Source organism: Streptomyces sp. NPDC101776, from assembly GCF_044766845.1.
Classification (GTDB): Bacteria; Actinomycetota; Actinomycetes; order Streptomycetales; family Streptomycetaceae; genus Streptomyces.
The window spans coordinates 186,501-204,877 of the sequence record NZ_JBIWMV010000006.1; the positions used below are offsets into that span (position 1 = coordinate 186,501).

Below are 18,377 nucleotides of genomic sequence, written 5' to 3' on the forward strand. Positions count from 1 at the left end.
CTCAGTTGCGACGCGTGAGGCGCCGTAGCCCGAACAGGGCCCCGAGGACGATCACGACGGCGACGGCGCCCACCTTCACCGTGCTCCCCGTGCCGCTGCCGCCGTCGTCACCGCTCGCCGAACTCCCGCTCCCCGAGGGCGACTTGGACGAGGACGACGTGGCCCCGTCGGGCGCGTCCTCGGCCTGCACCGGACTGTCGGTGCCCTCACTGCCGTACATCAGCTTGGTCCCGTCGGCGGAGTAGCTGACGGACTCCCCCTGTCCCTGCAACGGCACGTCGAGGCGCCCCTCGCGCTTGATCTTCCCGCCGTTCCAGTCGTAGTAGACACCGCCGAAGTAGCCGCGTACGGCGAGCTGTCGGCCGTTGGGCGAGAAGGCGGCGTCGGTGGCCCAGAGGTCGACGACCGCGACGGGCTTGAAGTAGTTGGTGCCGGAGGTGGAGAGCTTCGCCGGGCCCTCGAAGAGATGCCCGCCGTCCTCCTTCTTGTCGATGATGTATACGCGCCCGGTCTTCGGGTGCACGATCAGCGACTCGGCGTTGCGCGCCCCGTCCGAGTACTTCACGACGTACTGCGTCGCCTTGATCGTCTGGTTCTTGAGCACCTTCGGCTCGGGCAGCTTGTAGATCCAGACGTACGGCCAGGTCCCGTCGAGGTTGTCGCCGATGTCGCCGATGTAGATCTCGTTGTCCGGCCCGATGGAGATGGCCTCGACGTCACGCGGCTTGCCCACCCCGCTGAAGGTGACCGTGGCGACGGTCTTCCCCGTGCCGCTGTCGACGGCGTAGATGTACGGGCCGTCGTTGCTGTCGTTGTGCGTCCAGTAGATGCCGGGGTGGAGGTGCGAGGCGGCGAGCCCGCTGGACTCGGTGATCCGGGAGTCGGTGATCGTGAACCCCTTGTCGCCCTTGCCGTCACCGTCGTCGGAGGGTGCTGCGGCTGCGGGCAGGGCGAGCGCGCCGACGAGAAAGCCGGCGCCGAGGAACGCGAGGAAGCGACGCATGCCCCAAGCCTGCCATCCCCGGCGGTGCGGCACGGGAGTGCCCCGACCGGGCGGGCGTGGTGGGCCTCACATCCCCCCGGTTCCGGTGATCGGCCGCTGATCGTCCATCATGAGCGGATGCTCAGGTTCATGCCCGTAGGCGACTCCATGACGATCGGGAGCGCGGGCGAACACACATGGCGTTACCGGATGTGGCAGCACCTGCGCGCGACCTACGGCGGCCCGTTCACCGTGGTCGGCCCGCGCGAGACGCTGTACGACAAGGCGACGGACACGCCCACGTCGTACGAGTACGCCGACCCCGACTTCCCGCACTTCCACCTCGCGGGCTGGGGCGAGGGCTGGCTGCACATGGTCCCGCTGATCGGTGAGGCGGTCCGCGCGCACCGGGCGGACACCCTCCTCGTCTCCCTCGGCCTGATCGACCTGGGCTTCTACACGAACGCGACGCAGACCGCCGACAACCTGCGGTCCTTCGTGACGGAGGCCCGCGCCGCGAAGCCGTCCGTCCGCATGGTGTTCCTGCCGGTGATCCCGAACGTCCGCGCCCAGACGGACGCCCCCTTCGCCACCGAGGTCGCCCTCTTCAACGAACTCCAGGCGAAGGCGGTCGCCGACCTCGACGCCCCGCGCTCCCCGCTCCTTCTGGCCTCCCTCCCGTCGTCGTACAACGTCACCCACGACACGTACGACGGCACCCACCCGAACGCGGCCGGCGAGCACAAGATCGCGGGGGCGTTCGCGGGGGCGATGCATCAGGCGTGGGGGGTGGGTGGGGAGTACGACGAGGACGGCACGGGCGGCTCGGACTCCTCGTCCACCGCGCCTGACGATCACTGGACGGGGGGCGGCAGCCGGAACCGGGCGGCCCACTCCTCGTTGAGGCGGTCGGCCTGGCGCTGATGACTGGGGGTGATGGGGCTTCCGGCGGGGAGCGCGACACCGAGGTGGTCGAGGAGGCGGAGGGTGACGGCTTCCGGATCGGCGGAGAGGTCCTCGTAGCGGATACGGTGCGGGTGGATGCCGTAGGCGTCGAACCATCGCTCCCAGCCTGCGTTGTGCTCGTCGATCGTGCGGATGATGCGGGTGATGGCGTCACGGTCGTAGGAGGGCTGGGCGTCGGCGGGGCCGGGCCGGCCTCCGCCGATCTCGCCCTTCCCACCGATGAACCACACGCCGGTCTGCTCGGCTCGCAGCCATGAGACGGCTTGGGCGAGGGGGTCGTCCCGGTACAGGTGCACGAAGCGAATCCGTCTGCCGAACTCCCGCTCCAGCAGGCCGAGTTCGTCTGCGGCGAGGTCAGGGTGCAGGTCGGCGAGGCGAGTTGTGAGTTCGGCGTGGGTGCCCCACATGAGCTTCGCTCCGAAGACGCCGTTGGCGGTACGGCCCGCCGCGAGCGCGGCTCGCACGAATTCGCCGTAGTCCAGGGCGTGTTGGGATGTGCGGGCGATTCCCCAGCGCTCGGCCCAGGCCACCTCGTCCGGCGATCGGAAGTAGGCCTGGGGGTGTCCGGCGACCCCGGTGGAGTCGAGGAGGCCCAGGAGGAGGGAGCTGCCGGTTCGGGGGGTGGCGCAGATGAAGTAGGTGTCCGTGTCCGTCTGCTGGGTCACGGGGAACAGGGTCGGGGGTGGCGGTGGAGGGCGGCAACCGGATAACGACGGCGACGATGGCGTGATCACTACGTATCCCGGTCACCGTGCGTATCGTTGTACCGCGCGGCTGCACTTGTGTGGAGGGCGGCCGGGGAGGAGCGCCACGATGACCGTCCTCGAAGACAGGATCGCGATGGCCAAGAGCGACGACGAGATCACGCTCGACGAGTGGTTCGAGCGGATCGAGAAGATGCCCGCCCCCGAGGGATACAAGGTCGAGATCGTCGAGGGGACCGTCTTCATGTCGCCACAGCGGGATACCCACTGGGAGATCATCGCGGATATCTACGAGCAGCTACGGACCAAGTACCCCCGGAAGCGCGTGAAGTCCGACGTCCGTATCGACTACCCGGGTCACCTCAACGGATTCGCGACCGACGTGACGGTGATGACCGAGGGGGCCGAGAAGACGGAGGGCGGGGGCTGGCGCCACCAGGACGTGGAGTTCGTCGCCGAGGTCATCTCCAAGGGCACGGCCGCCAACGACTACGGCCCGAAGAAGGCCGCGTACGCCCTCGCCGAGGTCCCCGTCTACGTCATCGCCGACCCGTACCAGGGCCGCTGCCACATCTACACCCACCCCAAGGGCGACGACTACGCGACCGAGACGAAGGTGGCGTTCGGGGACGACATGGATCTCACCGACACCGTGGTCGGCCTCACCTTCACCACTGCCGACTTCCCCCGCGACTGACGCCCCTTGCATAGAGCGCACTCGAAGTCGTTGGCTAGGTACTCATGAAGTACACGCAGCTCGGACGCACGGGACTCAAGGTCAGCCGGCTCGTCCTCGGGACGATGAACTTCGGTCCGCAGACCGACGAGGCGGACAGTCACGCGATCATGGACGCGGCGCTGGACGCCGGTATCAACTACTTCGACACCGCCAATGTGTACGGCTGGGGCGAGAACAAGGGCCGTACCGAGGAGATCATCGGGAACTGGTTCGCCAAGGGTGCCGAGAACCGCGACAAGGTGGTCCTCGCCACCAAGGTCTACGGCAACATGGCCGCCGAGGGCGACTCCTGGCCCAACCACGACAAGCTCTCCGCCGTGAACATCCGGCGCGCCGTGGACGCCAGCCTCAAGCGGCTCCAGACGGACTACATCGACGTCTACCAGTTCCACCACATCGACCGTGCCACCCCCTTCGAGGAGATCTGGCAGGCGATCGACACCCTCATCCAGCAGGGCAAGATCCTCTACGTCGGTTCCTCGAACTTCCCCGGTTACAAGATCGCCCAGGCGAACGAGATCGCGGCCCGCCGCGGCGGCACCATCGGCCTCGTGAGCGAGCAGTGCCTCTACAACCTCGCCGAGCGCCGCGCCGAGATGGAGGTCATCCCGGCCGCGCAGGAGTACGGCCTCGGGGTCATCCCCTGGTCCCCGCTCCAGGGCGGACTCCTCGGCGGGGTCATCAGGAAGGAGATCTCGGGCGGGCGCCGGGCGAGCGGCCGGGCCGCGGACACCCTCGCCAACCCGAGCTCACGCGCCCAGATCCAGGCGTACGAGGACCTCCTCGACAAGCACGGCATCGAACCCGGCGAGGCCGCCCTGGCCTGGCTGCTGACCCGCCCGGGCATCACCGGCCCGATCGTCGGCCCGCGCACGGCGGAGCAACTCGACTCCGCGCTGCGCGCCGTAGAGCTGGAGTTGAGCGAGGAAGTCCTCACCTCGCTGGACGAGATCTTCCCGGGCCCGGGGCCGTCGCCGGAGGCCTTCGCCTGGTAGCAGGCTAAGGGCGAGCGCCCCTTGTCTTTTAGGGGCGCGGAGCTGTGACATGTGCGGCTCCGCCGGGCGCGACCAGCTCCCGCCCGGCGGAGCCGAACGTCGTCCCTCAGCCCCGAGGCCTTCGCCTGGTAACGCCGTGAGGACAGCGCCCCTTCAGGGGCGCGGGGCTGTGACATATGCGGCTCCGCCGCGTGGGCGCGACCAGCCGCACTCGGCCCGCAGCCGAACAGCGACCCGCAGTTCCCCAGCCCTCACTTACCGAGCGCCGAAGCAAGCCCCACGACAACGAACAACAGCACGAGCGCACCGGCCATGATCCGGTTCCGGAATTTCGGGTCCACGTACCCGAGCCTAACCGCCCGCCCCCAACCCCCAGCGGGCGACCGCCTCGTATCGCGGCTGCTCCCCCGGCACCCCGGACCTCGGCAGGTCGCTCCGGACCAGTACCAGCTCGTCCACCGTCCACGTCCGGCCCGCGAAGCCGTCGAGGCGGTCCAGATACGGCCGTACGTCCACCGCGTCCCGGCTCCGCGCCAGGGTCAGATGCGCGCGGTAGCGCCGGTGCTCCCCCGTCACCGCCTCCTCGCAGCCCTCCGCGAGCACCCGCAGCGCGGCGAGATCACCCGCCGCCCCCGCCCACAACGCCCGCCCCTCCCCGAACTGCCCACCACCGCGCACCGACAGCCCGAAGGGTTCGGTCCGGTGCGCCGTCTGCTCCAGGCGGGCCGACAGTCGCGGCACGGCGTCCTCGTCGACCTCGCCGTAGAACGCGAGGGTGTAGTGCCAATCAACGGCTCCGCCGTGGGGCCAACCGGGGCGGCCGGTCCAGCGGAGCGCGTCCGCGGTCGGGTGGGTTCTCAACTCGGCCACCGTAGTGGCGAGTTCGGCGGCGACGTCCGCCGGGGGCAGCACGGCGGCGAACAGTCTCATGAGCCTCAGCCTGCCACTATGAAGGCATGGCTATCAGCATCAGGGACGGCGGCCCCGAGGACATCCCCGCGATACTCGGCATGCTCGACAGCGCCGTGGCGTGGCTCGTCGCGCGGGGGCGGACCGGGCAGTGGGGCAGCACACCGTGGTCGGAGAACCCGAAGGCCGTGGCGATGGTCGAGCGGTATGTGGCGACCGGCACCCCATACATCGCCGAGGTCGACGGTGTTCCGGCCGGCACGCTCACCCTCACCGACTCCCCCGGGTCGTACATCGAGGCCGTCGACGAGCCCGAGCGGTATGTCCACATGCTCGCCTCCGACCGCCGGTTCAAGGGCTACGGCGTCGGCAGCGCGCTGCTCGCGCACGCGGCGGAGGTGACGCGGCGGGCCGGCATCTCCCTGCTGCGGGTGGACTGTTACGCGGGGGACGACCGCAAGCTCGTCGCCTACTACGAGGGCAACGGGTTCACGGCGACCGAGGCGTTCACCGTCGGGGATGACGAGTGGCCGGGACAGGTACTGGCCCGGAGGGTGTGACCCCCGAGCCAGTCGGACCGCACAACTCTCAGGCCGCCGTGGCCAGTTGCTCCCGCTCGCGTGGGACGAAGGCCACGCTCGGGTGGCCGTGGTTCCAGCCGAACGACAGGCGCAGGTCGCCCATGCGTGCCAGGACCAGGCCGATCGTGGCCGCGGCGGCGGCCGCGATGACGCCGCCCAGGGCGAAGCTCACCCGGGGGCCGTAGGCGTCGGTGATCCAGCCGACGATCGGTGCGCCCACCGGCGTACCACCCATGAAGACCATCATGAACAGGGCCATGACCCGGCCGCGCATGGCCGGGTCGGTGCCCATCTGGACGGCGGTGTTGGCCGTGACGTTGACCGTCAGGCCGGCGATGCCGATCGGGATCATGAGCAGGGCGAAGAGCCAGTAGGAGGGCGCCACCGCGGCCACGACCTCCAGCAGGCCGAAGGCCGCCGCCGCCGCGATCAGTACGCGGAGGCGGGTGGTGCCCCGGCGGGCGGCGAGCAGGGCGCCGATCAGGGAGCCGACCGCCATCAGCGTGTTGAAGAGGCTGTAGGCGCCGGCGCCCGCGTGGAAGATGTCGTCCGCGTAGGCCGACAGCCACACCGGGAAGTTGAAGCCGAAGGTGCCGATGAAGCCGACGAGGACGATCGGCCAGATCAGGTCGGGGCGGCCGGCGACGTACTGCAGGCCTTCGCGGAGCTGGCCCTTGCCGCGTGGCGCGCGCTTCGCCACGGCCTTCAGGTCGCGGTTGCGCATGAGGAGCAGGCTCGCCAGGGGCGCCACGAACGAGAGGCCGTTGAAGAGGAACGCCCAGCCGGTGCCGACGCCGGTGATCATGACGCCCGCGACGGCGGGGCCGACCAGGCGGGCGGACTGGAAGTTCGCCGAGTTCAGACTGACCGCGTTCTGGAGCTGCTCCGGGCCGACCATCTCGGAGACGAAGGACTGGCGGGCCGGGTTGTCGACGACCGTGGCGAGGCCGACGGCGAAGGCGGCGACGTAGACGTGCCAGACCTGGACGTGGCCGGAGAGGGTGAGGACGGCGAGGGCGAGGCCGGTGAGGGCCATCGCGGACTGCGTGACGAGGAGGGTGGGGCGCTTGGGCAGCCGGTCGACGAGGACACCGCCGTAGAGCCCGAAGAGCAGCATCGGCAGGAACTGGAGGGCCGTCGTGATGCCTACGGCGGCGGAGGAGCCGGTGAGGCTGAGGACCAGCCAGTCCTGGGCGATGCGCTGCATCCAGGTGCCGGTGTTGGAGACGACCTGGCCGATGAAGAACAGGCGGTAGTTCCGGATCTTCAGCGAGCTGAACATCGAGGACTTGGCGGGGGCATCAGGTGCGGGCGGGGAGTCGGGGGTGGCTGGCGCGGGGGCGGAGTCTGCTCCGGGTCCCGGACTCAAAAAAAGTCGCCTCCTACATAGAGCGTGCGGAAGCGGGCGTGGGGGCCCGCTTACAGGTGTGCGAGTTTCTCCAGCACGGGGGCGGCGGCGACGATCTTCGCCCACTCGTCCTCGTCGAGGCCGTCGACCAGGCCGGCCAGGAACGCGTTGCGCTTGCGGCGGCTCTCTTCGAGCATCGCCTCGGCCTGGGAGGTCTTGGTGACGACCTTCTGGCGCCGGTCCTCGGGGTGCGGCTCCAGCTGGACCAGGCCCTTGGCCTCCAGCAGCGCCACGATGCGGGTCATCGAGGGCGGCTGCACATGCTCCTTGCGAGCGAGCTCGCCAGGGGTCGCGCTGCCGCAGTTGGACAGGGTGCCCAGCACCGACATCTCGGTGGGGCTCAGTGACTCGTCGACCCGCTGGTGCTTGAGTCGACGGGACAACCGCATCACGGCTGACCGCAGGGAGTTCACAGCGGCAGCGTCGTCGCCATGGGTAAGGTCCGGCATGTTCTTTAGCGTAACTCATTACTCTCGCTAAAGACCAATGGGACACGCCGGGATGCCCGTGACACTGGCCACTGAACCCTTCCGTCACCCGTATGAGTGATACCGGCGCGGAACGTCACCCACCGCCCGGAACCGCCCCGGACCCTCGTCTGTATGGGGACCAGCGTGCTCAGCCTGCGGATAGACGGGGAGCTGCTCGAACGGCTCCGACACCATGCGGCCAAAAGGGGAATGAGCGTCCAGGACTATGTGGTCCAGACGCTCATCCGGGACGACTTCGACGAGCGGTTCAAGACCGCGGTCGACGAGACCGAGAAGTTCTACGGGGTCAACGGGGTCACGTGACCCCCGAGGCTCAGGTCAGGCCCAGCGCCGGCATCAGGTAGTAGAACCCGAACACCGCCGCCACGACGTACATCGGCACCGGGACCTCCCGGCCCCGGCCCGCCACCAGACGCAGCACCACGAACGTGATGAAGCCCATGCCGATGCCGTTCGTGATCGAGTAGGTGAACGGCATCATCACCATCGTGATGAAGGCCGGGATCGCGATCGTGTGGTCGGCCCAGTCGATCTCCTTGACGGAGCCCGCCAGGATCAGGAAGCCCACCGCGAGCAGCGCGGGGGTGGCCGCCTGGGACGGGACCATCGTGGCGATCGGCGTGAGGAACAGCGCTACGGCGAAGAGCGCGCCCGTGACGACGTTCGCGAAGCCGGTGCGGGCGCCCTCGCCGACACCGGCCGTGGACTCCACGAAGCAGGTGGTGGCGGACGAGGAGCTGGCGCCGCCTGCCGCGACCGCGATGCCGTCGACGAAGAGCACCTTGTTGATGCCGGGCATGTTGCCCTCGCCGTCGGTCAGCTTGGCCTCGTCGCTGATGCCCATGATCGTGCCCATCGCGTCGAAGAAGCACGACAGCAGGACCGTGAAGACGAAGAGGATGCCGGTCAGCACGCCGACCTTGCCGAAGCCGCCGAACAGGCTGAACTTGCCGATCAGGCCGAAGTCCGGGGTGGCGACCGGGTTCCCGGGCCACTTCGGGGTGGTCAGGCCCCAGGAGGGGATCGTCGCGACCGCGTTCACGATCACCGCGAGGACGGTCATCGTGACGATCGAGATCAGGATCGCGCCGGACACCTTGCGGACGATCAGCCCGAGCGTGAGCAGCGCGCCGAGGATGAAGATCAGCACCGGCCAGCCGCCCAGATGACCGTCGCCGCCGAGCTGGAGCGGGACGGTGGTCTGGGCGGCGTCCGGGATGCGGGAGATGAACCCGGAGTCCACGAGCCCGATCAGCATGATGAACAGGCCGATACCGATGGAGATCGCCTTGCGCAGGCCGTAGGGGACGGCGTTCATGACGCGCTCGCGCAGCCCGGTGGCGACCAGCAGCATCACGACGAGACCGGCCAGCACGACCATGCCCATCGCGTCCGGCCACGACATGCGCGGCGCGAGCTGGAGGGCGACAACCGAGTTCACACCGAGTCCGGCGGCGAGCGCGATCGGGACGTTGCCGATGACACCCATGAGGAGGGTGGTGAAGGCGGCGGTGACGGCGGTGGCGGTGACCAGCTGGCCGTTGTCGAGGTGGTGCCCGTACATGTCCTTCGCGCTGCCCAGGATGATCGGGTTCAGCACGATGATGTACGCCATCGCGAAGAAGGTGGCGAACCCGCCCCGGATCTCGCGAGGGAGCGTGCTGCCCCGTTCGGAGATCTTGAAGTAGCGGTCGAGGGCGGTCTGCATTGGATGTTCCTACGAGCAGAAGTGGACAGACGGAAACCGTTTCAGTATGAACATATGAGGTCGTGAGGCGCTATCTCCGCGCGTAGACCGGCGTGGACCAGGTGGGGATCTCCACGCCTTGCGACCGCCTCGTAAGCTGTGGCCATGGCGAAGTGGACACCGACACACGAGGCACCGGAGCCCCTGGAGGGCCCGATCGTCCCGACCATCACCGGCCTCACGATCCTCTGGTTCGTCCTCTTCCTGGTACAGCTCCCCTTCTACGGCTGGTTCGACGACCACGGCCATCTGTGGTGGGTGTGGACCTGCCTGGCCGGGGCGGGGCTCGGGCTGATCGGTATCTGGTACGTCCGGGGGCGCGACGCCGCCCTCAAGCGGCTGGCGTCGGAGGCGGTGAGTCCGGAAGGGCCCGCGGCTGCTGCCGAGTAACGACGCTCCCCTACAACCACGGCATCACTCCGCCCCGTCCGCCGTCCTCCCCTGGTCGGATCTTCCGGGCACTCGGCGGGTGAAGCCGTAAATCCGCACGTACCGTCGAATGCATGACGCACACCGACGCGGGCGCCGAACTCGATCCTGTGCACCCCGTGCCCATTCCGCCCGCCCGGGCTCGTGGGCTCACGGCCGCCGGGGTCGCCGAGCGGGTGGCACGCGGGGAGGTCAACGACGTCCCGGTGCGCAGCAGTCGCTCGCTCGGCGAGATCGTGCGGGCCAACGTCTTCACCCGGTTCAACGCGATCATCGGCGTGCTCTGGCTGATCATGCTGTTCGTGGCGCCGGTGCAGGACAGCCTGTTCGGGTACGTGATCATCGCCAACACCGGGATCGGGGTCTTCCAGGAGTGGCGGGCGAAGAAGACCCTCGACTCCCTCGCGGTGATCGGCGAGTCGAAGCCGACGGTACGGCGTGACGGGGCCGCCCTGGCGGTGAGCACCTCCGAGATCGTGCTCGGGGATCTCATCGAGATCGGGCCCGGTGACAAGGTCGTGGTCGACGGGGAGTGTGTCGAGGCCGACGGTCTGGAGATCGACGAGTCGCTGCTCACCGGTGAGGCGGACCCGGTCGTCAAGCGGCCGGGGGACGCGGTCATGTCCGGGAGTTTCGTGGTCGCCGGCGGTGGCGCGTTCGAGGCGACGAAGGTGGGGCGTGAGGCGTACGCCGCCCAACTCGCCGAGGAGGCCTCCCGGTTCACGCTCGTCCACTCCGAGCTGCGGACCGGTATCTCCACGATCCTCAAGTACGTGACGTGGATGATGATCCCGACCGCGATCGGGCTGGTCATCAGCCAACTCGTCGTCAAACAGCACGGGTTCAAGGACTCCATCGCCCGGACCGTGGGCGGGATCGTGCCGATGGTCCCCGAGGGGCTCGTCCTCCTCACCTCCGTGGCCTTCGCGATCGGGGTCATCCGGCTTGGCCGGAAACAGTGCCTCGTCCAGGAACTCCCGGCCATCGAGGGCCTAGCCCGCGTCGACACGGTCTGCCTCGACAAGACCGGCACGCTCACCGAGGGCGGCATGGACGTCACCGAACTGCGGCCGCTCGGCGGGGCCGACGAGACGTACGTACGCAAAGTCCTGGGCGCGCTCGGGGAGTCGGACCCGCGGCCGAACGCGTCCCTGAAGGCGATCATCACCGCCTACCCGGACAACGAGGAGTGGCGGTGCGTCGAGTCGCTGCCCTTCTCCTCCGCGCGCAAGTACAGCGGGGCGTCCTTCAGCGAGGGCGACGGGGAGTCGAGCACGTGGCTGCTCGGGGCGCCCGATGTGCTGCTGGGCGCCGACGATCCCGCGCTCGCCGAGACCGGGCGGCTCAACGAGCAGGGCCTACGGGTGCTGTTGCTGGCCCGGGTCGCGGGTGAGCTGGACGATCCCGAGGTCGCGCGGGAGGCCGAGGCGACCGCGCTCGTCGTCCTGGAGCAGCGGTTGCGGCCCGACGCGGCGGAGACGCTGCGCTACTTCGCCGAGCAGGATGTGCGCGCCAAGGTCATCTCCGGCGACAACGCGGTGTCCGTGGGCGCGGTGGCCGGGAAGCTCGGGCTCACCGGGCAGGTCGTGGACGCGCGCCAACTCCCCGCCGACCAGGAGGAGATGGCGAAGTCCCTGGACGAGGGCACGGTGTTCGGGCGGGTCACCCCGCAGCAGAAGCGGGACATGGTGGGGGCGTTGCAGTCACGCGGGCACACGGTCGCGATGACCGGGGACGGCGTGAACGACGTACTCGCCCTGAAGGACGCGGACATCGGGGTGTCCATGGGCTCGGGGTCCGAGGCCACGCGGGCGGTCGCGCAGATCGTGCTGCTCAACAACAGCTTCGCGACGCTGCCTTCGGTGGTCGCGGAAGGGCGTCGGGTCATCGGGAACATCACGCGGGTGGCGACGCTGTTCCTGGTGAAGACGGTGTACTCGGTGCTGCTGGCGGTGCTGGTGGTGTGCTGGCGGGTCGAATACCCGTTCCTGCCACGGCACTTGACGCTTCTCTCGACCCTGACGATCGGCATCCCGGCGTTCTTCCTGGCGCTGGCGCCCAACACGGAGCGTGCGCGACCCCACTTCGTGCGGCGGGTGATGCGGTACTCGATCCCGGGCGGGGTGATCGCCGGGGCGGCGACCTTCGTGACGTATCTGATCGCCCGTCACTACTACACGGGGAAGGGGGCGTTGGGGGCGGAGACGAGTGCGGCGACGCTGACCCTGTTCCTGATCTCGATGTGGGTGCTGGCGATCATCGCACGGCCCTACACGTGGTGGCGGATCACCCTGGTGGCTTCGATGGGGGCGGCTTTCGTGGTCGTGCTGATCGTGCCGTGGCTTCAGCACTTCTTCGCGCTGAAGTTGGTGGGGGTGACCATGCCGTGGGTGGCGGTGGGGATTTCGGGGGTGGCGGGGGTTCTGCTGGAGGTGGCGTGGCGGGTGGTCGACCGGCGGGTCTCGGTCTGAGGAGACCGACTCCTGGGGTGGGGCGTAGGGCAGTGCAGTATGGGGCGATGCCCTTCGATCAGCCCCTGCCGCGCGATCAGCCCCTGCCTCGCGAGGAGCCTCTGCCGCGCGAGCTGAAAGCCATCGACTCGGCCTCGCTGTTCAGGCTGGAGGAGCGGGCCGGTGATCTCGGTCTGAGCCAGCGGTTGGAGCCGACGTGGGTGCGGGCCAACGCGGCGCCCGACGGCACGCACTATCTGTGGCCGGCGCTGTGGCACTCCCTGTCCCATCTGCCGCACGTTCCACGTCAGTTGCGGTGCGAGCTGCTGATCACGCTGCGCGCGGGGGACCGTGTGCGGAGCCTGCTGGATGTGCTTCCCGACGATTTCGCCCCGCTGCTGCGAGTGACCTCGCGCGAGGAGGGCTTGGAGGTCGGCCAGATCCTGGAACGCGCTCCTTCGGTCGGCGAGTGGCTGTCGCGGAACGACGCAGACCCGCGCCCCTGAGGAACGGGGCGCGGGTCTGGGACCGTACTGCCGCTACTTCACTACGGCACTCCTACTTCACGTCGACGTAGTCGCCCGTCGCGTTGATCGGGGCGGTGGTCGGCGTGCCCGCGAAGCTGTAGCGGAAGTAGCCGTCGACCGTGGCCTTGACGGTGGTCTTCAGGCTGCCGTTGGAGGTGGTCTTGATGGTCTTGACCGTGGTGTACGTGGTGGCGTTCTTCTTGCGGAACTGGAGCTTCACCGGCTGGGTGGAGTAGCCGGTGTAGTTGTTGGCGTCCCAGTTCGCGCGGGTCAGCTTGCCGGTGACCGTGATGGTCTTGCCCTTCTTCACCGGCTCCGGGGCGGCGTTGACCGTCAGCTTGGACAGGCGCGTCACGTTCGGGGAGGCGAAGCCGTCCTTGTCGGCGTACCCGACCTTGGTGACGTCGAAGGTGCTGCTGGTGGGGTCCTGGCCGTTCCACGCGACGGCCTCGACACCGGCCTTCCACGCGCCGGCGTCGGTGTTCGACAGGTCGCCCTCGCCCGGGTAGATGTCGAGCGTGCCCTTGCAGGCGGCGACGGTCGTCGAGGTGGCCGTGCAGGTGGCCAGGTCGTTGCCGAAGATCATGTTCGCCGGCTCGGCCGACGAGCCCTTGTAGAGGTACAGATCGGTCCAGAAGTCGGCCGCGGTGATGTCGACGTCCGCGCCGTGCGTCAGCGTGTACGTGACCGGCACGGAGACGTGGGCGGCGGCGCCGACCACGATCGGCTTGCTGCTGTGCACCTTGATGTTGGAGAAGGTGACGTTCAGGGCGTACGGCTCGGCGTCCGCGGGTGTGGCGACGGTGGAGCCGGAGAGAGCGGCCTTGCCGGAGGCGGCGTGGGCGGCCTCACGGATCTTCGCGATGTCCGAGCGGTACGAGCCGGCGTCGGAGCCCGCGGCCTGTGCGGCCGGTACGGCGAAGGCGGAGAGAACCAGGGCGCCGGAGACGGCGGCCACGGTGGCGCGTATGCGCATGCGTTCCCCAAGTGGAGAAAGGGGGCCCCGGCGCGCTGGTCGTTCCGTACGGCTCGTCGTCGGCGCCGGGTGCCCAAGTGATGGCGGAGCCTGTTGGCTCACGTGGTGTGATGCGCGGCGGGTGGAGAGGGTTGTACGCCGGAATCAGGTTTTTGTACGGGGATTGCGAACTGATTACTTCACGTCGACGAAATCACCCGCGGCGTTGACGGCCGGGGTGGTCGTGGTGCCCGCGCCGGGACCCGGCCGCGTGAAGATCGCCGACACCGGCACGGGACCGGGGCGGAGACGGGGCAGGGCCAGCCGGGAAGGGCCGCCCCATCGGAAACTCGCCGGTGGGGCGGCCCTTCCCGTGCGTGCCGGTCTCAGTCGAACCAACGGTCCCGGGCCAACTCCTCGGTGCGGGACGGGTCTTCGAGGAGGGCCGCGACCTCGAAGCGGCGGGGCCACTGGCCTGCCGCCCAGGCGAGGCCGGCGGCGACGCCCTCCAGGGTCGAGGCGTGCAGTACGCCGTCGCGGGTGCGGCGCCAGTCGATCTCCACGCCGTCCACGACGAGTTCGTCGTGTTCGACGTAGGTGGCGGGGGTGAGCGGGCCGAGGAGGATCCGGACGGATTCGGGTACCTCGTGCTCGGCGCCCTCCGAGTCCACCGAACCCGTCACCGACTCGCTCAGACGCCGGACCTGGAAGAGGTCGGCCAACTCGGCCGCCCTGGACGGGCGTACGGGGAGGAGCGGGATGTCGGCGGTGAAGGGGAGCAGGTCGGGTGAGTCGACGACCATGGCTTCGGTGGCGTCCACGACGGTGACCTCGCCGTTGACCACGGCGCGCAGGTCGTCCGGGAGGGTCACCTGGTCCGGGTCCAGGTCGGCCAGCGCGCTGTACAGGGCGTGCAGTTGGGTGCCAGTGACCTCGCGGTCCGGGTCGGCGAGGCGGTCGAGGAGTTCGGCGGCTCCGCCGGGCTCGTCGAGGAGGGCGGCGACGGAGGTGCGTACGCCGAGTGCTCGGAGTACCTGCTCGTCGTCGAAGCCGGTCGCGTCCGCCTCGTCGTAGAGGCCGCGCAGGAGCGGGTCGCCGCCTGCCGCCAGGAGGCCGGCCGGGCGGCGGCCGTCCAGTACCGGGTGGCCGCGCAACCACCAGGCCGTGTACGGGCGTACGAGCTCGTGGGTGCCGTCCGGCAGGAGGACGCGGACCTGCTGGGTGATCGCGTCGCGGAGCGGGGGCTGGGCGAGGAGGGCGAGGGCCTGGGGCCAGCGGTCGTCGTCGACGAGGTCGAGGTCGCGGACGGCTACGAGTTCCGTGGCCACGGGGGGTACGGGGGTGTCGGGGAAGCGGTCCAGGACGTCTTCCGACCACACGTCCACGGAGTCCAGCAGGCCGGGGTCGTCCGGTTCCGCGAAGTCGCTGTCCCGGGGCTCCAGTTCGTCCGGGTCGAGGACCACGTCGGTGGCGCGGACGAGGGCGAAGGTGGCGAGGACTCCGCAGGCAGCGAGGGGTTGTTCGCCCCAACGGTCCGCCAACTCCGCGTCGACGAAGGCCAGTTCGTCCTCGCGCATCACCTGGGCGAACGGGCTTCCGGGGAGCACCAGTTCACCGGCGGGCGCCAGTTCGCCCTCCTCGTCGGGGAGGGCCAGGGCGCCGAGCCAGGGTTCGTCACCGGGCTGGAGATCCGCGTCCCGGACGAGGGCGAGGACCGTGTCGGCCAACTCCTCGGCGTCGGGGGCGGGTTCGTCCCATACGGCGCCGCCCTCGTCGTCGATGGAGGCGGCCACGGCGGCCCGGACCTGGGGGGTGGTGAGCACCGCGCGGGGTGTGGCCGGGAGCGCGCCGAGCTTCTCCAGGAGGGGGTGCGCGGCGTCCGGGTGGGCGACCTTGAGGCCCAGGCGGGCGAGGATCTCGGGTTCGACCTGGGCCGAGTCGGGGGTGGGGAGGAGGACTTGGCGAGGGCCGATCGTCGTCCTGCCTCCCCCAGAGCCAAAAGCCTGGGAGGTGCCCCCAGCGAGGGGTACGGGCAGTCCGGAGAGCCTGTCGGGGTCCACGCCCGCGAGGCTGTCGTAGAGCCGCCGCCACCAGGCGGGGTCCTTCTCCAGGCCGGCCAGGCGGTCGACCGCGTCGGCGAGGGGGACGCGGGCCACGCCCAACGTCCTTAGTTCCACGCGGCGTTCGAGGCCGGCGGGGAGGAGGGTGGGGAGCACTTCGGCGAGGACCCGCACGGTGTCGGCGCCCGCGCCCTCGATGACCTCGGCGTCTCGGGGTCGCAGGGACTCGGGCAACTCCGGTTCGTCGGTGAGGGGTTCGGTGGCCGGATCGGTGGCCGGATCCCTGGTGGGGTCGGCGGTGGGGGGTTCGACGGCGGGCGGGAGGAAGGGGGTTCGCGGCAGGCGTCGCAGGATCGACTGGCGCAGGGTGCCGTCCAGTTCTCCCTTGGCCAGCGGGCCCGGTACGAGGTCGATGATGCCGGTGGTCACCGGGCGCCAGGCGGCGAGGAGTTCGACGTACGCGTCCGCCGCGCGCTCCACCACGAAGTCGGTCAGCGGGCCGGGGGCGGCGTGCCTGCGGGTGGTGTCGAGCGGGAGGGACGCGATGAGGAGCGCCGGGACGCCGAGGGGTTCGTCGCTGGGGGTGGGGGCGTGTACGACGGGGTTGGTGCGGGGGTGGGCGGGGGTGCCGTCGTCGGCGACCGGGACGGCCCAGGTGACGGACCAGTACGGGCGCAGCCGTTCCTCCACGGGGCGGTCGGTGAGGAGGTCCTTGTCGAGCTCGCCGTGTGCGGCGGTCGTACGCCAGCGGGTCGTTCCGTCGCGGGTGTCGTCCACGACCGTGTCGGCGCCGGCGGTGCGGCGGCTGAGGATGCGGGGTGTTTCGTCGCCCACCTCGATCACGACCTCGACCAGGCCGGGGAGGGCGAGCAGGAGCGCGTCGTCGACCGCGGTGAGGAGGCGTTCGGCGAGGTCCTCGGCGGCGGTGTCGCGGAGGGGGAGGATGACGACCGTGTCGTAGGAGTCCGGGGCGGTGCCCTCGGCCGCGAACGGGAGGCGGAGGACCGGGACCTGTCCGTCGCGGCGGCGGATCTCGGTGCCGAGGCCGGGGCTGTGCCGGGCGGTGTCGTCGGCGAGGGCGCGGGACTCGGCGAGGGACCAGCGGACGCCGCCGTGCCGTCCTACGACGGCGGGTTCGTCGGTCACGGCGACGACGGCGGCGAAGCCGACGCCGAATCGGCCTACCGCGCTGTCGCCCGCGTCGCGCTTCGCGGAGGCGCGGAGGGTGGAGAGGGATTCGACGCCGGTCGCGTCGAGGGGGGCGCCGGTGTTGGCGGCGCAGAGGACGCCGTCGCGGAGGGTGAGGCGGAGGCGGCCTGCCACGCCGGCGCGGGCTGCGGCATCGGCGGCGTTCTGCGCGAGCTCTACGACGAGCCGGTCCCGGTAGCCGCCGAGGACGAGGTCCTCCTCGGCGTTGGCGTCCTCCCGGAAGCGGGCCGGGCTGGTCGCCCAGGCGTCGAGCACCCCACGCCGCAGACGGGCGGTACCGAACGGGTCGGCACCCTCGGCGGCGGGCCGCACGAACTTACTCACGTACGTTCACTCTCCTCATCGACGTCGCGATGAAGGTACCGCGCGGAGGGAGGTGGGGGTTGCGGTGCCTGCGCGTACGGCCGGTGGGGGTGCCGGGTCGCGCAGGTACGGCGAGCCCGCCGCCGGTCGGGCCCCTCTGCCCGCTGCCGCAGTGGGCGGGGCGGGGACCAGGTACACGGCGGGCTCGCCGTACCGCCACGACCCGCTCCCGTTTCGTCGGCGGCCTACGGCTGGAATCGCCAGCGGCCTTCGGAGATGACGTCCGGGGTCCTGTCGTCCGTGACGCGGAGGGCTGTGTCGTCGTCGATGAAGTAGATCGGGAAGTCGGCGCGGGCGGTGATGCGGTCGGCCCAGGCGTCGTCGCGTTCGGGGAAGTCCGGTGAGTAGAGGTGGGGCTTGAGGTACCAGTCGAAGAGGGCGAAGGGTGGGTCGATGGTCGTCGCGCCGAGGAGGTGGAGGTCGGAGGTGTCTCCGATGACTTCGGCGGAGTGCTCGGTGAGGTTGCGGCTGAAGATCATTGATCCGGCGCTCAGGCCGACGTAGACCCGGTCCTGCAGAGCTTCCAGGAAACCGTCGGCCAGGTTGTTGCCGGTGATGCTGCGGGCCAGGTGGTAGTGGTTGCCGCCCCCGACGTAGATGACGTCGGCGTGGAGGAGGCGGTCGAGTACCAACTGGCTGGGCAGGCCGTTCAGTTCGAGGACGTCGAACTCCCGCCAGCCGAGGCTGTGCAGCCGGTTCATGTCCGCGATCATCCAGCTGTGGTCCCCGGGCTCGGCGATGGACGCCGTGGGGATGTAGACGAGGTTCGCCGACCCGAACGGCTTGCCCAGCATGTCCCGGAGCGCGTCCCGCAGGGTGTCGTTGCGCAGGCCGCTTGCCGTCAGCAGAAGGTTCATCGGGC

The 18,377-nt window shown here is 70.0% G+C and carries 16 protein-coding genes and 1 pseudogene; 8 read left to right on the top strand and 9 right to left on the bottom strand.

Going from position 1 to position 18,377, the window contains the following annotated elements:
* Position 1: 1 nt before the first annotated feature.
* Positions 2-1,003 (bottom strand): WD40 repeat domain-containing protein, encoded by a 1,002-nt coding sequence (locus ACIRRY_RS21440; protein WP_403974984.1) that lies wholly within the window; start codon positions 1,001-1,003, stop codon positions 2-4.
* Positions 1,004-1,120: 117 nt separating this feature from the next.
* On the opposite strand from ACIRRY_RS21440, the pseudogene ACIRRY_RS21445 reads away from it, so the two are divergent.
* A pseudogene (locus tag ACIRRY_RS21445) lies at positions 1,121-1,789 on the top strand (SGNH/GDSL hydrolase family protein); the annotation flags it as partial.
* A 47-nt stretch (positions 1,790-1,836) separates the two neighbouring features.
* Here the strand turns inward: ACIRRY_RS21445 and ACIRRY_RS21450 are convergent.
* Positions 1,837-2,613, bottom strand: a complete 777-nt coding sequence (locus ACIRRY_RS21450; protein WP_403974986.1) for a Stf0 family sulfotransferase — start codon at positions 2,611-2,613, stop codon at positions 1,837-1,839.
* 148 nt (positions 2,614-2,761) lie between these two features.
* Between ACIRRY_RS21450 and ACIRRY_RS21455 the strand changes: the two genes are divergently transcribed.
* On the top strand, positions 2,762-3,349 hold the full coding sequence (locus tag ACIRRY_RS21455) for a Uma2 family endonuclease (protein ID WP_403974989.1): 588 nt from the start codon (positions 2,762-2,764) through the stop codon (positions 3,347-3,349).
* A 44-nt stretch (positions 3,350-3,393) separates the two neighbouring features.
* Positions 3,394-4,386: an aldo/keto reductase gene (locus ACIRRY_RS21460; protein ID WP_403974992.1), complete on the top strand. Its 993-nt coding sequence runs from the start codon at positions 3,394-3,396 to the stop codon at positions 4,384-4,386.
* Between the two features lie 351 nt (positions 4,387-4,737).
* Here the strand turns inward: ACIRRY_RS21460 and thpR are convergent, their stop codons facing one another.
* Complete coding sequence (gene thpR / locus ACIRRY_RS21465; protein ID WP_403974995.1) at positions 4,738-5,316, bottom strand: RNA 2',3'-cyclic phosphodiesterase; 579 nt, start codon at positions 5,314-5,316, stop codon at positions 4,738-4,740.
* Positions 5,317-5,342: 26 nt separating this feature from the next.
* Here thpR and ACIRRY_RS21470 point away from each other — a divergent pair, with 26 nt between their 5' ends.
* Positions 5,343-5,855: a GNAT family N-acetyltransferase gene (locus ACIRRY_RS21470; protein WP_403974998.1), complete on the top strand. Its 513-nt coding sequence runs from the start codon at positions 5,343-5,345 to the stop codon at positions 5,853-5,855.
* Positions 5,856-5,883: 28 nt separating this feature from the next.
* Here ACIRRY_RS21470 and ACIRRY_RS21475 read toward each other — a convergent pair whose 3' ends face one another.
* The gene (locus ACIRRY_RS21475) at positions 5,884-7,158 is read right to left on the bottom strand and encodes an MFS transporter (protein ID WP_403975000.1); all 1,275 of its coding nucleotides are present in this window, start codon (positions 7,156-7,158) and stop codon (positions 5,884-5,886) included.
* Positions 7,159-7,295: 137 nt separating this feature from the next.
* On the bottom strand, positions 7,296-7,733 hold the full coding sequence (locus ACIRRY_RS21480; RefSeq protein ID WP_403975003.1) for a MarR family winged helix-turn-helix transcriptional regulator: 438 nt from the start codon (positions 7,731-7,733) through the stop codon (positions 7,296-7,298).
* 153 nt (positions 7,734-7,886) lie between these two features.
* Here ACIRRY_RS21480 and ACIRRY_RS21485 point away from each other — a divergent pair, with 153 nt between their 5' ends.
* Positions 7,887-8,078 (top strand): ribbon-helix-helix protein, CopG family, encoded by a 192-nt coding sequence (locus ACIRRY_RS21485; protein WP_403975005.1) that lies wholly within the window; start codon positions 7,887-7,889, stop codon positions 8,076-8,078.
* Between the two features lie 10 nt (positions 8,079-8,088).
* Here the strand turns inward: ACIRRY_RS21485 and ACIRRY_RS21490 are convergent, their stop codons facing one another.
* On the bottom strand, positions 8,089-9,483 hold the full coding sequence (locus ACIRRY_RS21490; RefSeq protein WP_403975007.1) for an NCS2 family permease: 1,395 nt from the start codon (positions 9,481-9,483) through the stop codon (positions 8,089-8,091).
* Positions 9,484-9,627: 144 nt separating this feature from the next.
* Between ACIRRY_RS21490 and ACIRRY_RS21495 the strand changes: the two genes are divergently transcribed.
* The 3 genes from ACIRRY_RS21495 to ACIRRY_RS21505 all read left to right on the top strand — a co-directional run bounded on the left by ACIRRY_RS21495 (position 9,628) and on the right by ACIRRY_RS21505 (position 12,907).
* On the top strand, positions 9,628-9,912 hold the full coding sequence (locus ACIRRY_RS21495; RefSeq protein ID WP_403975010.1) for a DUF2530 domain-containing protein: 285 nt from the start codon (positions 9,628-9,630) through the stop codon (positions 9,910-9,912).
* A gap of 113 nt (positions 9,913-10,025) precedes the next feature.
* Positions 10,026-12,422 (top strand): HAD-IC family P-type ATPase, encoded by a 2,397-nt coding sequence (locus ACIRRY_RS21500; protein WP_403975012.1) that lies wholly within the window; start codon positions 10,026-10,028, stop codon positions 12,420-12,422.
* Between the two features lie 47 nt (positions 12,423-12,469).
* Positions 12,470-12,907: a hypothetical protein gene (locus ACIRRY_RS21505; RefSeq protein ID WP_403975014.1), complete on the top strand. Its 438-nt coding sequence runs from the start codon at positions 12,470-12,472 to the stop codon at positions 12,905-12,907.
* Positions 12,908-12,959: 52 nt separating this feature from the next.
* Here the strand turns inward: ACIRRY_RS21505 and ACIRRY_RS21510 are convergent, their stop codons facing one another.
* The 3 genes from ACIRRY_RS21510 to ACIRRY_RS21520 all read right to left on the bottom strand — a co-directional run bounded on the left by ACIRRY_RS21510 (position 12,960) and on the right by ACIRRY_RS21520 (position 18,372).
* Positions 12,960-13,904, bottom strand: a complete 945-nt coding sequence (locus ACIRRY_RS21510) for a hypothetical protein (protein ID WP_403975016.1) — start codon at positions 13,902-13,904, stop codon at positions 12,960-12,962.
* 365 nt (positions 13,905-14,269) lie between these two features.
* Positions 14,270-17,476 carry a sacsin N-terminal ATP-binding-like domain-containing protein gene (locus ACIRRY_RS21515; protein WP_403975018.1) on the bottom strand — a complete coding sequence of 1,069 codons (3,207 nt, stop codon included), beginning with the start codon at positions 17,474-17,476 and terminating at the stop codon, positions 14,270-14,272.
* Between the two features lie 224 nt (positions 17,477-17,700).
* The gene (locus ACIRRY_RS21520; RefSeq protein WP_403975020.1) at positions 17,701-18,372 is read right to left on the bottom strand and encodes a Type 1 glutamine amidotransferase-like domain-containing protein; all 672 of its coding nucleotides are present in this window, start codon (positions 18,370-18,372) and stop codon (positions 17,701-17,703) included.
* Positions 18,373-18,377 lie beyond the last annotated feature (5 nt).

What these genes read in the sequence shown, in the direction of transcription:
- ACIRRY_RS21440 (WP_403974984.1), bottom strand. Translation starts at nt 1,003, where the DNA reads ATGCGTCGCTTCCTCGCGTTCCTCGGCGCCGGCTTTCTCGTCGGCGCG.
- ACIRRY_RS21455 (WP_403974989.1), top strand. Translation starts at nt 2,762, where the DNA reads ATGACCGTCCTCGAAGACAGGATCGCGATGGCCAAGAGCGACGACGAG.
- ACIRRY_RS21460 (WP_403974992.1), top strand. Translation starts at nt 3,394, where the DNA reads ATGAAGTACACGCAGCTCGGACGCACGGGACTCAAGGTCAGCCGGCTC.
- thpR (WP_403974995.1), bottom strand. Translation starts at nt 5,316, where the DNA reads ATGAGACTGTTCGCCGCCGTGCTGCCCCCGGCGGACGTCGCCGCCGAA.
- ACIRRY_RS21470 (WP_403974998.1), top strand. Translation starts at nt 5,343, where the DNA reads ATGGCTATCAGCATCAGGGACGGCGGCCCCGAGGACATCCCCGCGATA.
- ACIRRY_RS21475 (WP_403975000.1), bottom strand. Translation starts at nt 7,158, where the DNA reads ATGTTCAGCTCGCTGAAGATCCGGAACTACCGCCTGTTCTTCATCGGC.
- ACIRRY_RS21480 (WP_403975003.1), bottom strand. Translation starts at nt 7,733, where the DNA reads ATGCCGGACCTTACCCATGGCGACGACGCTGCCGCTGTGAACTCCCTG.
- ACIRRY_RS21485 (WP_403975005.1), top strand. Translation starts at nt 7,887, where the DNA reads ATGGGGACCAGCGTGCTCAGCCTGCGGATAGACGGGGAGCTGCTCGAA.
- ACIRRY_RS21490 (WP_403975007.1), bottom strand. Translation starts at nt 9,483, where the DNA reads ATGCAGACCGCCCTCGACCGCTACTTCAAGATCTCCGAACGGGGCAGC.
- ACIRRY_RS21495 (WP_403975010.1), top strand. Translation starts at nt 9,628, where the DNA reads ATGGCGAAGTGGACACCGACACACGAGGCACCGGAGCCCCTGGAGGGC.
- ACIRRY_RS21500 (WP_403975012.1), top strand. Translation starts at nt 10,026, where the DNA reads ATGACGCACACCGACGCGGGCGCCGAACTCGATCCTGTGCACCCCGTG.
- ACIRRY_RS21505 (WP_403975014.1), top strand. Translation starts at nt 12,470, where the DNA reads ATGCCCTTCGATCAGCCCCTGCCGCGCGATCAGCCCCTGCCTCGCGAG.
- ACIRRY_RS21510 (WP_403975016.1), bottom strand. Translation starts at nt 13,904, where the DNA reads ATGCGCATACGCGCCACCGTGGCCGCCGTCTCCGGCGCCCTGGTTCTC.
- ACIRRY_RS21520 (WP_403975020.1), bottom strand. Translation starts at nt 18,372, where the DNA reads ATGAACCTTCTGCTGACGGCAAGCGGCCTGCGCAACGACACCCTGCGG.